We start from the raw sequence: 15,666 nt of genomic DNA on the forward strand, positions 1-15,666 counted from the left end.
TGACACACTTGAAAGCTTATTTGATTAACACTCCGCAACTTTACTTGAGTGTTTACACAAAATTATTGACAGAATCATAACTAAATTTTTAGATAATGAAATAAAATGTTTATATAATAGTAATAGATCAATAGATATTTTTCCTAATGATTATTGGATTAGAAAAAAACAGTTTGAAAATGTGAGAGGCAAAATTTATAGTCAATTTGGAAAGTTCGGACTTATTGACGCTTATAGACATTCATTAGATAATAAACATGAATTGGATTGTATATATAAAAATTTTGAAGGAGATGTAAATAAATATATAATTCCACTTTATATCCCTTTAGTTAATATAAGAAAAGAAAAATTGAATGATCAGATCATTGAATATCTGGAGGAGAATTTCGGGTTTGATTTTATTAGTGAAATATATTTTGCTTTGAAAGATAGTGTAATATATCCGGAACAATTATCATCAGTCGATTTCTTAAAACTTGAATATAATACTGCAGAAGATTATAATTTTACTAATGCGATTAATAAAATTAAAGATAGTATTAATGATGAGAATCTATCAATTTTTATAGATTCTTATTTAAAATGTGGCTATATTGATTATTTGCCAAGGGAAAACAAAACTTATAAAAATGTTACGGTATATAATCCGTATAATAAAACTTCAAAAATAATTATGTCATTTAGAAATAAAATCAATGATGTGCCTGTTTTAGCTCATGAATTAGTCCATGCTTATTTTTTTGAATTATTAAAAGATAGATTGTCTCCAAAAAACTTTTTTAAAATACAAAAAGATTTTTGGGAGGTTTTGGCTAAAGTAGGTGAATTACTCGTATTACAGTCAATGAAGCAGATAAATTATTTTTATCGTAGATCACACTATCAATTAAATTTTTGTTTCTTAGATTATAAAATAATAACAAGCGAGGAAAAATCAATACAATTTGACGATATCCTTCATTTAAAAGATGAGATTACATCTTTCCAAGGTTTAGATCCTAAAAAATTGATTTACACAAATTTAAACTTTATAAATTATGAATTGTTGTATAGTGATAAAATGTCTAGTTATCAAGAAGTTTATGCGGATATTTTAGCAATTGCAATTTTTAATTTACTTCAATCCAATCATATCAAGTGGGATGATCTAATAGAGGTAATAAAAAATTTGAGATGTTTTACACTTACTGAATTAACATTGACTTTAAAACTAGATACTAAAAAGCTAATTGAAACTTATACTGAAAAAATCTCTCATTTTTTGTCTCATAACTTATTGGAGGGGTATTGTAAATGAAAGTTTTTTTAAGAAATATTTTTTTTAGGAATCTGGTCTTGTCTAGTTTCTTCGATGATTTAGGATCAACTATTTATAATCTTGTTTTTGTAGTTTTTGCAGCAAGTATGGCGAATAGTAAATTGGCAGTTGGTATAGCAAGTTTTATACAATATATTCCAACGATTTGTGCTCTTTTTATTGCAATGCAGGCTGACAAAACAAAGAATAAGAAATTGTGGTTGCTATTATTAGGATATATACAAGCAGTATTATTTATTATGGTTGCGTTCTTATCGAAAGAAAATTCATGGCTAGTTTTCTCGATTGTATGTTTCATTAACATCCTATCAGATTGTATTGCAGAGTACAGAAGAGGCCTAGTATTACCTATGTTTCAGTCACACATTCCCGAAGAAGACCTGATGGAAGCGTACTCTTTTGATCAAGTAATTAGTCAAATAACTTTGATTTCTGGTCAAACTTTGGGAGTTTGGTTACTAACGATTTCTCATAATAATTTCTTCTTTTTAGCTACGATAAATGCTATAAGTTTCTTATTATCATCGATGGTATTGCTTAAAATCCAAAGACAATTGACACATCCAGAAGTTAATTATTCACCAGAAAATGGGTTTATCTCACAACTTAAGAACCTTTACAAAAATAGTAAAAGTATATTTAAATATCAAGAGAAAGTACGTTTTGGTCTAATGATTTTTTCAATTTTAGGATTAAATTCGCTAGGCAGTGCTATTTTAATAATGTACAATCTGAAATTTACAGAAATAACTCCTTTTGGTTTATCTTTTGCTCAGTCGGTGTTTTTACTTCAAACAATATTATTTGTTTCAGCCCTAATTGGTGGAATGACCCCTAATGATTATTTTTCTAAACTTTCACTTATTAAAATACTTCAAATAGATAGTGGATTATTAATTTTAATAGGAATATGTGGTTGGATAAATGGTTTGGAAATTATTTCCTTTAGTGTGTTGGCATTCATGATGTATCTTAGTAGTAAGGTAAATCCCAAATTAAATAGCCTTTTAATGGCAAAACTTCCACCAGATATTCTTGCACAAACTAGTAGTTTTTTTAAGGTTATATCAGTATTATCAATGCCAATAGCAACTATTTTATTTACAAGTTTATCTATGTGGAACTCTCAGTTTGCCTGGGGTGTATTCTTATTATTATCTATTGTGGTATTTGTGCTTTCCTTATTTTCTAATAAATCGGTTACTAGTGATTAAGATTAGTTTACAAGATTTAAATGTTGCATAAAAAGGTACGTGTGTTTGATTTTTCTAAATTTTGAAAACAAGAGAAAACAGCTGAAAGCGTTTGAAATCATTCTTAAAATCAAGTATAATAAAACTAATAAAAGCATAGGAGAACTTGTTATGGCTGTTAAAGATTTTATGACACGTAAAGTGGTTTACATTAGTCCAGATACTACAATTGCCCATGCGGCAGATTTGATGCGCGAACAAGGTTTGCACCGTTTGCCAGTCATTGAAAATGATAAATTGGTTGGTTTAGTGACAGAAGGTACGATTGCAGAAGCAAGCCCATCTAAAGCAACAAGCTTGTCTATTTTCGAGATGAACTATCTGTTGAACAAGACCAAGGTCAAAGATGTCATGCTTCGTGATGTCATTACTGTCTCTAAATTTGCCAGCCTCGAAGATGCGACCTATCTCATGTATAAGAACAAGGTGGGAATTCTTCCGGTTGTAGACAATGACCAAGTATCCGGTGTCATCACAGACCGTGATATTTTCCGTGCCTTCCTCGAAGTATCCGGTTATGGAGAAGAAGGAGTTCGTGTTCGCTTTGTGACAGAAGATAAGGTTGGTGTTCTAGAACAAATCATTCATTTGATTGTAGAAGAAGGATACAATATCGCCAATACAGTCAATATCCCAACCAAAGATGATCATGTCGTTATCGAAGTTCAGATTGATGGCATTACCGATACGGAAGTTATCAAGAAGAAATTTGAAGAAAATGGTATTCGTGTGGATGAAATTAGTCGCACATCTGCAAAAGCCTTTTAAATAAAGAAAGAGCCTGAGATATTCTCAGGCTCTTTGTTTTAGCGAGCAATGGGTTGCTTGTTGGTATCCAAGGTAAATCCTTCTCCTAGGATTTCGTGGGCTTCTGTAATGGTAATGAAGGCAAATGGATCGATCTTATTGATGATATCTTTCATTTGTTTCATTTCATTCCGTGAGACCACGCAGTAGACAATCTTCATTTCTTGTTGGCTATAATAGCCCATGCCGTTTACGAAGGTGACTCCTCGGCCCAAATCAGTCGTGATTTGTTTGGCAATTTCATCTGGTTTAGATGTAACCACGAGGAATCCTTTTCCTGCAAAACCTCCTTCACCGACGATATCAATGACGACGGTGTCAATCAGGATAAAGAGGAGGGTGTAGGCTGCAATTCGGAAGTCCTTGAAGACGATCAAAACAGTTGTCAAGACGATGGCATCCACAATTAACATGAGGCGTCCCATGGAAAGCGTCGTGTACTTGTTAAAGATACGCGCGACAATATCGGTTCCACCTGTTGTTCCTCCAGCGTTGAAGATAATCCCCAGTCCAGTTCCAAGGATAACCCCTGATCCGATACAGGCCAGAAGGATATCTCCGTCAAGAGCCGTAAAGACTGCAGTTTGAAGATGATGACTTCCAGGGATCAGCTCGAAGATGGCCATCCAAATAGAGACCGAAAAAGTTCCAATCAAACTGAGATAGAGGGATCGGAGCCCCAGTAATTTCCAGGCTAGGAAAAAGAGGGGAATATTGATGGCCAAGTTCATGACCGAAACGGGAATTTTAAAGAGGTAGTAGGTAATCAGGGTAATCCCTGTAGCTCCTCCCTCATAAAAGTGAAATGGAATGACTAAAAAGAAGATTCCAAAAGAAAAAATGCCAGCCCCCAAAATAATGGCCAGAATATTTTTTGCCTTAAACATGCTCGTTCTCCTATTCATTTTTCACCATACATTTTACCAAAAAAAATGAAAAATAGGAAATAATTTTCATCAATTTTCACGAATTCGGACAGGATTTTTACCCCTATTTTTGGTAAAATAAAAAGAAGTGATGCATGCTAGAGAAATGAGTATAGAAAGTTAAGATAAGAGAATGAAACAGGGAACATTAATTTCAATTGAAGGCCCAGAAGGTGCAGGGAAATCCTCCGTTTTAGAAGCCTTGCTACCACGCTTGGAAAAGGCAGGGATTGCCTATATTACCACGCGGGAGCCAGGGGGCGTCGAAATAGCAGAAAAAATACGCGAGGTCATTCTAGATCCATCCCATACGGAAATGGATCCCAAGACAGAATTGCTTCTTTATATCGCCAGTCGTCGCCAACACTTGGCAGAACGTGTCCTTCCAGCTTTGAAAGCAGGGAAGCTAGTTATCATGGATCGTTTTATCGACAGTTCGGTAGCATACCAAGGCTTTGGGCGTGGATTAGCAGTAGCAGATATTGAATGGTTGAACCAATTTGCGACTGATGGTCTGAAACCCAATCGGACCTTCTACTTTGACATTGATGTAGAAGAAGGGTTGGCGAGAATTGCTAAGAGTGCTAGCCGTGAAGTCAATCGCTTGGATCTAGAAGGACTCAGTCTCCATCAGAAAGTCCGTCAAGGCTATCTGGCTATCCTCGAAAAAGAACCACAACGTGTGGTGAAAATTGATGCCAGTCAACCTTTTGACCAGGTGGTCGAAGATACTTGGCTATTATTGAAAGAAATCTTGGAGATCAGTGAATGAAGTTAGAACAAGTGCAAAAACTTCAACCTCAGTTAGTCGATCGCTTCCAAGCTATTTTAGAACAAGACCGCTTGAGCCACGCCTATCTCTTTACAGGAGATTTTGGCAGTTTTGAGATGGCCCAGCTCTTGTCCCAAAGTCTCTTTTGTACGGACAAGAAGGGTGTTTGGCCCTGTGGGACTTGTCGGGCTTGTCGCTTGATTGAAGAGGATGAATTCTCAGATGTAACGGTTGTCCGACCGGTCAATCAAATCATCAAAACGGATCGGATCCGGGATTTGATCCAGCATTTTTCTCAGTCAGGCTACGAAGGATCCAAGCAAGTCTTTATCATCTGCGATGCAGACCGGATGCATGTCAATGCGGCCAATTCCCTCCTCAAGGTCATTGAAGAACCTCAGAGTGAAGTTCATATTTTTCTGCTGACAGCAGATGAGCAGCTGGTTCTCCCGACCATAAAAAGTCGGGCGCAGCAGGTCCATTTTCCAAAAAACCAAGATTTCCTAAAAGAGTATCTCCTTCAGGAAGGTCTCTTGCTTCAACAAGCAGATTTGTTAGCCAACTTTAGTCAAGGTTTCCAAGAGGCTCAAATTCTCGCTCAGAATACCTCCTTTTTCGATCTGACGAGGGAGTGTGAGCGTTTCGTTGCAGCTTGTCTAAAAGCAGATCCGCATATCTACTTACTGGTCTCTCGCTTGGTTCAAGAGACGGATGATAAAGAAAAGCAGGCTCAAGCCTTTCGCTTGTTGGAATTGCTCTTTGCACGCTCCATCGGTCAGTCCTTAGGAAGAGACTATCTAGAAAAATTGGTCTTGGCCAAACAGATGTGGGAACGGAATGTGAGTTTTCAAAATGCTCTCGAGTATATGGTCCTACAGTTGAAAAATAGAAGGTAAAGAGATGAATAAAAAAGAATTATTTGATGCTTTGGATGGCTTCTCCCAGGAATTGCTGGTTACATTAGCAGAGGTTGAAGCCATTAAGAAAAATCTCAAACTCATTGTCGAGGAAAATACAGCTCTGCGTCTTGAAAATGATAAATTAAGAGAGCGCTTAGGAGAAGTGGAGAAAACCAGCTCCCCTAAATTCCATCGCAATGGTCGTGAAAATTTACAAAGAATTTACAATGATGGATTTCATGTTTGTACAGACTCCTATGGTCAACGTCGTGAAAATGATGAAGAGTGTATTTTCTGTGATGAATTGTTATTTAGGGAGTAAATATGCAGATTCAACGAAGTTTTAAAGGGGATAAAGCGACAGGGACTCTATTTTTAGTGCCAACCCCAATTGGCAATCGGGATGACATGAGCTACCGCATGATCCAAACTCTAAAAGAGGTGGATCTGATAGCAGCAGAAGATACACGCAATACAGGACTCTTGCTCAAGCATTTTGAGATTGCGACACCACAAACTAGCTTCCATGAGCACAATGCCATGGAGAAAATCCCTGATTTGCTAGCTCATTTAGAGTCTGGAAAGGACCTGGCCCAGGTATCGGATGCAGGACTGCCCAGTATTTCGGATCCAGGTCACGACCTGGTCAAGGCGGCTATTGAACGAGAAATCCCTGTTGTGGCAGTTCCTGGCCCGAGCGCCGGCATTACCGGCCTAATTGCCAGTGGCTTGGCACCCCAGCCCCATATCTTTTATGGCTTTCTTCCACGCAAGGAAGGGCAGCAAAAGGCCTTTTTCCAGGAAAAGCTAGCCTATCCTGAGACTCAGATCTTTTATGAGTCTCCGCACCGAGTTCGTGCGACCCTTGAAAATATGCTGGCAGTATATGGAGACCGTCCAGTTGTGCTGGTCCGAGAACTGACCAAGATCTATGAAGAATACACGCGAGGGACCATCGCAGAGTTAGTGGACTATCTGGAGGAAAATCCCCTTAAAGGAGAGTGCCTTCTGATTGTAGAGGGAGCCAGTGAACAGGAGCTAGATCTAGAAGAAGTGGATCTGATCCAAGAGATTGATCTTCTGGTCCAGTCTGGCATGAAAAAGAACCAGGCAATCAAACAGGTTGCCAAACAATTCGGGCAGCAAAAGAGTGATCTCTATGCCCGATACCACCAAGAGGAAGAATAAGGAGAGTCTGATGGAAATTAGAATGGCCTATCCCAATGAAATCAATCGGATTATGGAAATCATTCAAGATGGCAAGGACAGCTTAGCTGCAGCTGGAGTGGACCAATGGCAGGATGGTTATCCGGATCAAGAAATCATTTTTGAGGATATCCTAGAAAGCCGTGGTTATGTAGCTGTAGAGAATCAAGAAGTCGTAGCTTATGCCGCTCTCTACAAGGGAAATGAAGCAGCTTATAATGACATTTATGACGGAAAATGGGAACATGATAACTATCTCTATATCAGTTTTCACCGGATCGCTGTTGCCAAAGAAGCTGCTGGACGAGGCGTAGCCCAAACCTTCCTTCAAGGCTTGATCGAAGGAGAAAAGGGCCCAGATTTCCGCTGTGATACCCATCCTGACAACAAGGTTATGCAACATCTTTTAGAGAAGTTAGGCTTCCATTACTGTGGAAAAGTGCCAATTGATGGGGTTCGTCTCGCTTATCAGAAGATCAAACGAAAGGCAGAAACCAGCCTCTTCCAAGTGATTAGCGAAGATGATCGTTGGGACTACCGTGCAGAACAGTCTCAAAATGACTAGGTTCTATCGGCAACTCTATCAGAGTCCCTTGGGACCTCTATCTATTGTGGTGGATGAGGAAAGCCTAGTTGGGATCTGGTTTTGTGACCAAGCCAATTGTGAGCAGGGGCTTGAGAATATCGAAGCAGCTTGTCAGCCACTTCATGAGGCTGTCTTTGAATGGCTGGATCAGTACTTTTTAGGGGAAAATCCTTCCATGCCCTTTCCCCTGTCTCCTCAAGGGACAGACTTTCAACAAAGAGTTTGGGCCTATCTAGCTCAGATTCCCTATGGGGAAAGTCAGACTTATGGAGAGATTGCCCGGGCCTTGTCTTGTGGATCGGCCCAAGCCATCGGTCAAGCAGTAGGTCGGAATCCCTTGATCCTCCTCATCCCTTGTCACCGGGTGCTGGGGACGGAGAAAAAGTTGACAGGCTATGCTGCTGGCCTAGATCGCAAGCGTTGGCTGTTGCAACATGAGGCCATATCTTGGAAAGAATAAGGAGAAAAAATGTTATCATTTATTGAATACCCAAAATGTTCAACCTGCCGCAAGGCGAAATCGGAATTAACGAGCTTAGGCTATGAGTTTGATAGCAAAGATATCGTGGTAGACACACCAACTAGTGAGCAACTACAAACTTGGATCAAGGAGTCTTCCCTACCAATCAAATCCTTTTTTAACACCAGTGGGATGAAGTATCGGGAGTTGGGCTTGAAAGACAAGGTGGATCAGCTTTCGGTAGAAGAAGCGGCAGACCTTTTAGCTAGCGATGGCATGCTGATCAAACGCCCTCTCTTAGTGAAGGATGGAAAAGTTGTTCAAGTGGGCTACCGGAAGCCATATGCGGACTTAGGTTTGTAAGAAAAAAGGGAGTTGGACTCCCTTTTGATTCTGTCTTGAAGATGATATAATCATACGAGTGAAATCAATGAAAGAGAGTCAATCATGAGTATTTTAGAGGTGAAAAATTTAAGCCACGGCTTTGGAGACCGGGCTATTTTTGAGGATGTGTCCTTCCGCTTGTTAAAGGGAGAGCATATTGGTTTGGTTGGAGCCAATGGTGAAGGAAAATCCACCTTCATGAGCATCGTGACGGGCAAGATGCAACCCGACGAAGGGAAGGTCGAGTGGTCTAAGTATGTGACCGCTGGCTATCTGGACCAGCATGCTGTCCTAAAAGAAGGGCAAACGGTGCGCGATGTCTTGCGGACAGCTTTCGACGAGCTCTTTAAAGCAGAGGCTCGCATCAATGACCTCTATATGGAAATGGCTGAAGATGGAGCGGATATGGATGCTCTCATGGAAGAAGTCGGAGAGCTCCAGGATCGGTTAGAAAGTCGGGATTTCTATACCTTGGATGCCAAGATAGATGAAGTGGCGCGTGCTCTTGGGGTCATGGACTTTGGCATGGAGACAGATGTGACGGCCCTTTCAGGTGGGCAGCGGACCAAGGTCCTTTTGGCTAAATTGCTCCTTGAAAAACCAGATATCCTTCTCTTGGACGAGCCAACCAACTACTTGGATGCGGAGCACATCGATTGGCTCAAACGCTACTTGCAGAACTATGAAAATGCCTTTGTCCTCATTTCCCACGATATTCCTTTCTTGAATGATGTAATCAACATCGTCTACCATGTGGAAAATCAGCAGTTGACCCGCTATTCCGGAGACTACTACCAATTCCTTGAAGTCCATGAAATGAAGAAATCGCAATTGGAAGCGGCTTATGAACGCCAGCAAAAAGAGATTGCTGATTTGAAAGATTTCGTAGCCCGCAATAAGGCGCGTGTGGCGACACGGAATATGGCCATGTCTCGTCAGAAGAAACTGGACAAGATGGAACTCATTGAGTTGCAAAGTGAGAAACCAAAGCCATCCTTTGAATTTAAAAATGCCCGGACTCCTGGACGCTTCATTTTCCAGGCCAAGGATCTCCAGATTGGGTATGACCGTCCTTTGACCAAGCCTTTGAACCTAACCTTTGAACGCAATCAAAAGGTGGCCATCATCGGGGCCAACGGGATCGGGAAAACCACTCTCTTGAAGAGCTTGCTGGGAATCATCCCACCGATTGCTGGAGAAGTAGAACGTGGAGATTACCTAGAACTAGGCTATTTTGAGCAAGAGGTCGAAGGGGGCAATCGTCAGACACCGCTAGAGGCGGTCTGGAATGCCTTTCCAGCTCTCAACCAAGCAGAAGTCCGTGCAGCCCTTGCTCGCTGTGGTTTGACCACCAAGCATATCGAGAGCCAAATCCAGGTACTATCTGGTGGGGAGCAAGCCAAGGTGCGTTTCTGTCTTTTGATGAACCGTGAAAACAATGTCTTGGTACTGGACGAGCCGACCAACCACTTGGATGTGGATGCCAAGGATGAATTGAAACGGGCCCTTAAAGAATACAAAGGATCGATCCTCATGGTTTGCCACGAGCCAGACTTCTATGAAAGCTGGATGGACCAAATCTGGGACTTTAATGAATTGACGTAAACACAAAAAGAGAACCGTGCGGTTCTCTTTTTCTTATTTCTTGAAATCGTAGTCTTTTACGATTTCCATTTTTTCAATTTTGACATCTTCTTTTGGTTTGTCTTTGTCGTCCGTTTCAACTTCAGCGATTTTGTCGACTACATCCATGCCGTCGATGACTTGTCCAAAGACAGTGTAGTTCCCACCATCAAGGGTAGGGTTTCCACCATTCTTATAAGCTTCAATGATTTTAGCAGGGAAGCGCTCAGTTGGAAGCTTGCTGGACCAGTCTTCTTTATTTTGGTTAATATAGAATTGGCTACCATTTGTATTTGGACCGGAATTGGCCATGGCTAGAGAACCACGAAGATTGTAGAGGTAAGGGGAGTATTCATTTTCAAAGCCTGCTCCTGAATCTTTAGAGGTATCTTTTCCTTTCCAAATAGACTCGCCACCTGTACCATCTCCTTTAGGATCTCCTGTTTGGATCATAAAGTTATTAATCACGCGGTGGAAGAGGAGGCCATTATAATAGCCTTCCTTAGCATGGGTTAAGAAATTCTCAACGGCTAAAGGTGCGTATTTCGGAAAGAGCTTAACGGTAATGTCCCCTTTGTTGGTCGTGATTTTCACGACAGCTTCATCTTCAGCAACTTCGTTGGAGAGCTGAGGGAAGACCGCATTTTCATTGGTCATCGCATCTTGGATATCCTTACGAAGCTGATCTAATTTTTTTTGTTCACTAGCATCTACGCTAGAAGTAGTTGTTTGCTTAGTTTCTGAAGCCGAGCTAGAGGATGTCTTTGTATCTGATTGATTAGAGCCACATCCTGCCAAAGCTAAACCGGAAAATACAAGTAGGGCAATTAATTTTTTCATATTAATCCTTTCAACACATTAGTCTATCCTCTATTGTACCTTAATTTTCCATTTGATTCAAATCTATCCTTGGAATGTGGTGATATTAAGCTTGCAGGCCTATGAAAAATAAGGTATGATGGGAGGTAACTTATTTTGATATCAGAGAATCTGTTTTCAAGTAAAAATAAAGTCTATAAATAGGAGGCTAAATGATGGATTATAAAACTCTACGCAAAAATTATAGACTCTATATTAGATCTGCAGGCGTCTTGGCTATGCTTTTGATTGTTTGCATTGGGTTCGTGGTCAGGGATACTCTTCTTCAGACTGCTGGCCTCGTTTTGGTCCTTGCAGCCTTGTTTTTATTTCTCCACTTGCTCAAGAAGAGCTATACCAACAAGTGCAACACCTTGCTCCATGTAGACTTAGATTTAGCTTTTTGGCAGCAATACCTTCAGTTGAACAAGAATGTGAAAAAGCCCATTTTACAGATCGATATGAGGCTGACATCAGTCGCCTATTCTTTTATGATGGGAGATTTCGATACTGTCATAAAGGAAGCTAGGGAAGCACTCAGTCAGAAGGAACTACCGCAGAAATATAAGAACTTTTTTGAGAGTTATCTCATGCGATCAATTGTCCTGACAGATCCTGATTTGTCTAAGGAAGAGCTGGAGGCTCGATTAAATAAATTGACTATTACAGACACCACACTAGCTGAGAAAACTAAAAAGGTCTGTCTCGCTCTTTATGATTTAACCGTTCCCCACCAAAGCAATGGCTATTTCGAAGATTTAAGCAATGATTTCAAGTGCCAACAGTTGGAAATTATCTACTACCAGGCCTTAAATGCTACTCTTAAAGGTGATAAGCCTAGAGCGGAAGAGCTCTTTCGCAAATTAGTCTCAGAAGATGAGTCGCTCTATATCGTTCGAAAGGCGCAACAATACTTGAAGGATGAAGGTAATTATCTGTAAATCCTCCAAACAAAACAGATTTTTTTCAAATGAAGGTATAAATAGTTCAAGAGAGATAGGCTTAAAATGGAGAAACAGATGACAACTATTTCAGATATACTAGAAAAATTTTATGCAGATCACGAGGTGAAACCCTATATTTCGCCTGAGAGGGATTTGGAAGCTTGGTTGTTAGATCCAAAACCTGTTTCCAAACGAAATATGGAGCTCCTTCGAGATGGCTTGCTTGCAGGGGATATCATTCTCTTGTGGCGGATCCATTTTGGAACCTTTACGACAGAGACTTGGTTTCCTAAGTACTTCGAATACACTTATAGGATTCATGCGCCGGAACATTTGAAGGTTTTGGTAGATAAGGGGTATGCTGTTATCGAATCCGCTTTTGATTCGCTGGACCATATCAATGCGACCATGAAAAAAGCCATTCTTAAAAAGAAGGGAGTCGCGGGCTTGTCCAAAATGAAAGCAGCCGATTTGAACCAAGCTTTAGCGAATCACTTTACCGAAGAAGAGTTGGCACAAGAGTTCACAGTTCGGGGCTATCAGTTGACGGAAAAAGGAAAACAAGCGTTGAAAGAGCATCAAGCCATCATCGACCGCCACCCAAAGAAAAATCTATAAGTAACAGTACCTGTGAGGTACTGTTTTTTGTTGTTTATGTCGTAGATGAGAGAAAAGGATTTTACTAGAGAACTAGTCTAGAAATGTGGTATAATTAAGGTTATGGCAAACAATAATCAATCAAAAAAAACACGGTCGACAAGACGACTGTCTAAAGCAGAAATAGAAAGAAAAAAAGCAATTCGCCGAATGATCATGACGATTGTCTTAACTCTCGTCTTCATTTTCGCCTTTTTACGATTAGGGGCCTTAGGCTTAGTGACCTACAACCTTATCCGTCTCTTGGTAGGTAGTCTGGCTTACGTCGCGATGACGGCTGTTATTGTCTACCTCTTCTTTTTCAAATGGATTGAGAAGCATGAGGGGACCTTGTCTGGCTTTTTAAGTCTTTTTGCAGGCTTGCTACTGATCTATCAAGCTTACTTTGTCTCCCTCTTGAAACTTGAAGGCTCTTCTTTTGGGCCAACCTTCTCACGTATCTTAGGGGACCTCGTGCACCTTCGCGTCTCTTCTTTTGCAGGAGGAGGACTACTAGGAGCAATCTTATATACGCCGATTGCCTTCTTGCTCTCGAACATCGGGACTTATTTCATTGGAGGACTCTTGATCGTATTAGGACTTCTCTTGATGAGTTCTTATTCGGTTTATGATTTGTATGAGCAGGCTGTCGCAGCTTTTCACTCCTTTATGGAAAAACGGGAAATTCGTCGCCAAGAGCGCTTTGTCGAGCGTGAAGAGAAGAAGGCGCTTCAAGCAGAAGCAGAGGAGGCTGCCCGCATCGAGCAACTTGCAGAAGCTAGTCCCATGAGTACAGAAGGCTATCCTGTAGATTTTGAGACAGGTGAGGTCATGGAACCTGTGACCGAAACAGAAGCACCTGCAGAGGAGGCCTATCCTCAAATTTATCTACCAAATGAAGAGGAAGGCTACTCGGAAGAATGGTCGGACGACTCCCCAGAGGAGCTTGAAGAAGTTTCAGAAGAGGAGGATATGGATGAAGAAGTCACTGTAGACTTCACGCCTAAGGAACTCCTTCAATACAAACTTCCAACCATTGATCTCTTCGCACCTGACAAGCCGAAAAATCAATCCAAAGAGAAAAATATCGTTCGTCAGAATATTCGCATTTTGGAAGAGACCTTTGCAAGTTTCAATATCAAGGCGACAGTGGAGCGGGCGGAAATCGGCCCCTCTGTTACTAAGTATGAAGTAAAACCGGCTGTCGGTGTGCGGGTCAACCGCATCTCCAACCTAGCAGATGATTTGGCCTTGGCCCTAGCAGCCAAGGATGTGCGGATTGAAGCACCGATTCCAGGGAAGTCTCTGGTCGGGATTGAGGTGCCCAACTCAGAGATTGCGACCGTTTCTTTCCGTGAATTGTGGGAACAGTCCAAAACTGATCCTACCAAACTCCTTGAGATTCCTCTTGGGAAGGCTGTAGATGGCTCAGCTCGGACCTTTGATTTGGCTCGGATGCCCCACCTCTTGGTAGCGGGTTCGACCGGTTCTGGTAAGTCGGTAGCGGTCAATGGCATTATTTCGAGTATCTTGATGAAGGCCCGTCCGGACGAAGTCAAATTTATGATGGTCGATCCAAAGATGGTGGAGCTTTCTGTCTACAATGATATTCCCCACCTTTTGATCCCAGTGGTGACCAACCCACGCAAGGCCAGTCGGGCCCTACAAAAGGTTGTCGATGAGATGGAAAATCGCTATGAGCTCTTCTCAAAAGTGGGAGCTCGCAATATTGCTGGCTTTAATGCCAAGGTGGCTGAGTACAATGTCCAGTCTGAGATGAAGCAAGTGCCCCTTCCATTGATTGTGGTCATTGTCGATGAGTTGGCAGACTTGATAATGGTCGCAAGTAAAGAAGTGGAAGATGCCATTATTCGTCTGGGACAGAAGGCGCGTGCAGCAGGGATCCACATGATCTTGGCAACCCAGCGGCCATCGGTTGACGTTATCTCAGGTTTGATCAAGGCCAATGTGCCTTCTCGTGTCGCTTTTGCGGTATCATCCGGGACCGACTCACGGACCATCTTGGATGAAAATGGAGCGGAGAAACTGCTTGGTCGTGGAGACATGCTCTTTAAACCGATCGATGAAAATCATCCAATCCGTCTGCAAGGCTCCTTTATCTCAGATGACGATGTGGAGCGGATTGTTAACTTCGTCAAAGAGCAAGCTGAAGCGGATTATGATGATGCCTTTGATCCAGGTGAAGTATCTGAGTCAGACTTTGATGGAGGTATGGGTGGCTCAGACGAAGGCGATCCTCTCTTTGAAGAGGCAAAGGCGCTCGTGATTGAAACTCAAAAAGCCAGTGCTTCGATGATTCAGCGTCGCTTATCGGTTGGTTTTAACCGGGCCACTCGCCTCATGGAAGACTTGGAAGCAGCGGGTGTCATCGGACCAGCTGAAGGAACCAAGCCAAGAAAGGTCTTACAGACCAATTAATCTTTCTTTAAATGAAGAAGGAATGAGATATTTGACAATAGCAAAAACCTGCCTGTACAAGGGGCAGGTTTTGTTTACGATAAAAAAGAAAAGGACAGTAGATGCATCTCGATACCATTCACCACATTGCCATTATTGGCCACGATTATGATAAAACCAGAGAATTTTATGTAGATAAGTTAGGCTTTGAACCTTTAGACGAACACCATCGACCAGAAAAGCAGGATATTCTCTTTAATATTCGAAAAGGAAACCTGACCTTGGAAATATTTATCAAACCAGATGCCCCCAAGAGACCCTTTCTCCCTCATCCAGAGCATACCGGTCTCCGTCATCTGGCTTTTAAAGTGGAAGATGTCCAAGCCTGTCTAGCAGAGTTTGACCAATTAGGAATCCCTCATACAGAACTACGGGTGGATGATTTTGATGGGCGCAAAATGGCCTTCTTCTTTGATCCCGATGGCTTGCCTCTTGAACTTCACGAATAGGTCTACACAATCTTCGGTCTCTAGTCCCAAGCCAGAAGACATTCTTTTTGCTAAACTAGATACA

At 41.4% G+C, this 15,666-nt stretch carries 17 protein-coding genes; 15 read left to right on the forward strand and 2 right to left on the reverse strand.

Annotation, left to right across the window (positions count from 1 at the left end):
- Positions 1-181: 181 nt before the first annotated feature.
- The 3 genes from K1J10_RS03390 to K1J10_RS03400 all read left to right on the forward strand — a co-directional run bounded on the left by K1J10_RS03390 (position 182) and on the right by K1J10_RS03400 (position 3,342).
- Positions 182-1,300, forward strand: a complete 1,119-nt coding sequence (locus tag K1J10_RS03390) for a hypothetical protein (protein ID WP_223355884.1) — start codon at positions 182-184, stop codon at positions 1,298-1,300.
- Positions 1,297-2,535, forward strand: coding sequence for an MFS transporter (locus K1J10_RS03395; RefSeq protein WP_049518248.1), 1,239 nt, complete (start codon positions 1,297-1,299; stop codon positions 2,533-2,535). Before K1J10_RS03390 ends, K1J10_RS03395 begins: the two co-directional genes overlap by 4 nt.
- A gap of 150 nt (positions 2,536-2,685) precedes the next feature.
- Positions 2,686-3,342 (forward strand): CBS and ACT domain-containing protein, encoded by a 657-nt coding sequence (locus K1J10_RS03400; RefSeq protein WP_048789562.1) that lies wholly within the window; start codon positions 2,686-2,688, stop codon positions 3,340-3,342.
- A 38-nt stretch (positions 3,343-3,380) separates the two neighbouring features.
- On the opposite strand, the gene K1J10_RS03405 is transcribed toward K1J10_RS03400, so the two are convergent.
- Positions 3,381-4,268 carry a YitT family protein gene (locus tag K1J10_RS03405; protein ID WP_048689693.1) on the reverse strand — a complete coding sequence of 296 codons (888 nt, stop codon included), beginning with the start codon at positions 4,266-4,268 and terminating at the stop codon, positions 3,381-3,383.
- A 172-nt stretch (positions 4,269-4,440) separates the two neighbouring features.
- On the opposite strand from K1J10_RS03405, the gene tmk reads away from it, so the two are divergent.
- The 8 genes from tmk (at position 4,441) to K1J10_RS03445 (ending at position 10,219) form a co-directional block, all read left to right on the forward strand.
- Complete coding sequence (gene tmk, locus K1J10_RS03410; protein WP_048689690.1) at positions 4,441-5,079, forward strand: dTMP kinase; 639 nt, start codon at positions 4,441-4,443, stop codon at positions 5,077-5,079.
- Positions 5,076-5,975, forward strand: a complete 900-nt coding sequence (locus K1J10_RS03415; protein WP_048689687.1) for a DNA polymerase III subunit delta' — start codon at positions 5,076-5,078, stop codon at positions 5,973-5,975. Before tmk ends, K1J10_RS03415 begins: the two co-directional genes overlap by 4 nt.
- Positions 5,976-5,979: 4 nt before the next feature.
- The gene (yabA, locus tag K1J10_RS03420) at positions 5,980-6,300 is read left to right on the forward strand and encodes a DNA replication initiation control protein YabA (RefSeq protein ID WP_023024026.1); all 321 of its coding nucleotides are present in this window, start codon (positions 5,980-5,982) and stop codon (positions 6,298-6,300) included.
- Between the two features lie 2 nt (positions 6,301-6,302).
- The gene (gene rsmI, locus K1J10_RS03425) at positions 6,303-7,166 is read left to right on the forward strand and encodes a 16S rRNA (cytidine(1402)-2'-O)-methyltransferase (protein ID WP_048689684.1); all 864 of its coding nucleotides are present in this window, start codon (positions 6,303-6,305) and stop codon (positions 7,164-7,166) included.
- Between the two features lie 10 nt (positions 7,167-7,176).
- Positions 7,177-7,749 carry a GNAT family N-acetyltransferase gene (locus K1J10_RS03430; protein WP_048689681.1) on the forward strand — a complete coding sequence of 191 codons (573 nt, stop codon included), beginning with the start codon at positions 7,177-7,179 and terminating at the stop codon, positions 7,747-7,749.
- A complete protein-coding gene (locus K1J10_RS03435; protein WP_223355885.1) occupies positions 7,742-8,230 on the forward strand; it encodes a methylated-DNA--[protein]-cysteine S-methyltransferase in 489 nt (162 codons plus the stop codon). Before K1J10_RS03430 ends, K1J10_RS03435 begins: the two co-directional genes overlap by 8 nt.
- Positions 8,231-8,239: 9 nt before the next feature.
- On the forward strand, positions 8,240-8,593 hold the full coding sequence (locus K1J10_RS03440; protein ID WP_223355886.1) for an arsenate reductase family protein: 354 nt from the start codon (positions 8,240-8,242) through the stop codon (positions 8,591-8,593).
- Between the two features lie 84 nt (positions 8,594-8,677).
- Complete coding sequence (locus K1J10_RS03445; RefSeq protein ID WP_223355887.1) at positions 8,678-10,219, forward strand: ABC-F family ATP-binding cassette domain-containing protein; 1,542 nt, start codon at positions 8,678-8,680, stop codon at positions 10,217-10,219.
- A 33-nt stretch (positions 10,220-10,252) separates the two neighbouring features.
- Here the strand turns inward: K1J10_RS03445 and K1J10_RS03450 are convergent, their stop codons facing one another.
- Positions 10,253-11,077, reverse strand: coding sequence for a peptidylprolyl isomerase (locus K1J10_RS03450; protein WP_223355888.1), 825 nt, complete (start codon positions 11,075-11,077; stop codon positions 10,253-10,255).
- A gap of 191 nt (positions 11,078-11,268) precedes the next feature.
- Between K1J10_RS03450 and K1J10_RS03455 the strand changes: the two genes are divergently transcribed.
- From K1J10_RS03455 to gloA2, 4 genes are all read left to right on the forward strand, one after another.
- The gene (locus K1J10_RS03455; RefSeq protein WP_223355889.1) at positions 11,269-12,036 is read left to right on the forward strand and encodes a hypothetical protein; all 768 of its coding nucleotides are present in this window, start codon (positions 11,269-11,271) and stop codon (positions 12,034-12,036) included.
- Between the two features lie 78 nt (positions 12,037-12,114).
- Complete coding sequence (locus K1J10_RS03460; RefSeq protein ID WP_223355890.1) at positions 12,115-12,657, forward strand: hypothetical protein; 543 nt, start codon at positions 12,115-12,117, stop codon at positions 12,655-12,657.
- A gap of 102 nt (positions 12,658-12,759) precedes the next feature.
- Positions 12,760-15,114 (forward strand): DNA translocase FtsK, encoded by a 2,355-nt coding sequence (locus K1J10_RS03465; RefSeq protein WP_223355891.1) that lies wholly within the window; start codon positions 12,760-12,762, stop codon positions 15,112-15,114.
- 101 nt (positions 15,115-15,215) lie between these two features.
- Positions 15,216-15,602: an SMU1112c/YaeR family gloxylase I-like metalloprotein gene (gene gloA2 / locus K1J10_RS03470; protein WP_048689655.1), complete on the forward strand. Its 387-nt coding sequence runs from the start codon at positions 15,216-15,218 to the stop codon at positions 15,600-15,602.
- Positions 15,603-15,666 lie beyond the last annotated feature (64 nt).

Source organism: Streptococcus australis (assembly GCF_019930045.1).
GTDB classification, from domain to species: Bacteria; Bacillota; Bacilli; order Lactobacillales; family Streptococcaceae; genus Streptococcus; species Streptococcus australis_D.

Excerpts from the sequence above, each read along its gene's own strand:
- K1J10_RS03395 (WP_049518248.1), top strand. The coding sequence starts at position 1,297 with ATGAAAGTTTTTTTAAGAAATATTTTTTTTAGGAATCTGGTCTTGTCT.
- K1J10_RS03400 (WP_048789562.1), top strand. The coding sequence starts at position 2,686 with ATGGCTGTTAAAGATTTTATGACACGTAAAGTGGTTTACATTAGTCCA.
- K1J10_RS03405 (WP_048689693.1), bottom strand. The coding sequence starts at position 4,268 with ATGTTTAAGGCAAAAAATATTCTGGCCATTATTTTGGGGGCTGGCATT.
- tmk (WP_048689690.1), top strand. The coding sequence starts at position 4,441 with ATGAAACAGGGAACATTAATTTCAATTGAAGGCCCAGAAGGTGCAGGG.
- K1J10_RS03415 (WP_048689687.1), top strand. The coding sequence starts at position 5,076 with ATGAAGTTAGAACAAGTGCAAAAACTTCAACCTCAGTTAGTCGATCGC.
- yabA (WP_023024026.1), top strand. The coding sequence starts at position 5,980 with ATGAATAAAAAAGAATTATTTGATGCTTTGGATGGCTTCTCCCAGGAA.
- rsmI (WP_048689684.1), top strand. The coding sequence starts at position 6,303 with ATGCAGATTCAACGAAGTTTTAAAGGGGATAAAGCGACAGGGACTCTA.
- K1J10_RS03430 (WP_048689681.1), top strand. The coding sequence starts at position 7,177 with ATGGAAATTAGAATGGCCTATCCCAATGAAATCAATCGGATTATGGAA.
- K1J10_RS03435 (WP_223355885.1), top strand. The coding sequence starts at position 7,742 with ATGACTAGGTTCTATCGGCAACTCTATCAGAGTCCCTTGGGACCTCTA.
- K1J10_RS03440 (WP_223355886.1), top strand. The coding sequence starts at position 8,240 with ATGTTATCATTTATTGAATACCCAAAATGTTCAACCTGCCGCAAGGCG.
- K1J10_RS03445 (WP_223355887.1), top strand. The coding sequence starts at position 8,678 with ATGAGTATTTTAGAGGTGAAAAATTTAAGCCACGGCTTTGGAGACCGG.
- K1J10_RS03450 (WP_223355888.1), bottom strand. The coding sequence starts at position 11,077 with ATGAAAAAATTAATTGCCCTACTTGTATTTTCCGGTTTAGCTTTGGCA.
- K1J10_RS03455 (WP_223355889.1), top strand. The coding sequence starts at position 11,269 with ATGATGGATTATAAAACTCTACGCAAAAATTATAGACTCTATATTAGA.
- K1J10_RS03460 (WP_223355890.1), top strand. The coding sequence starts at position 12,115 with ATGACAACTATTTCAGATATACTAGAAAAATTTTATGCAGATCACGAG.
- K1J10_RS03465 (WP_223355891.1), top strand. The coding sequence starts at position 12,760 with ATGGCAAACAATAATCAATCAAAAAAAACACGGTCGACAAGACGACTG.
- gloA2 (WP_048689655.1), top strand. The coding sequence starts at position 15,216 with ATGCATCTCGATACCATTCACCACATTGCCATTATTGGCCACGATTAT.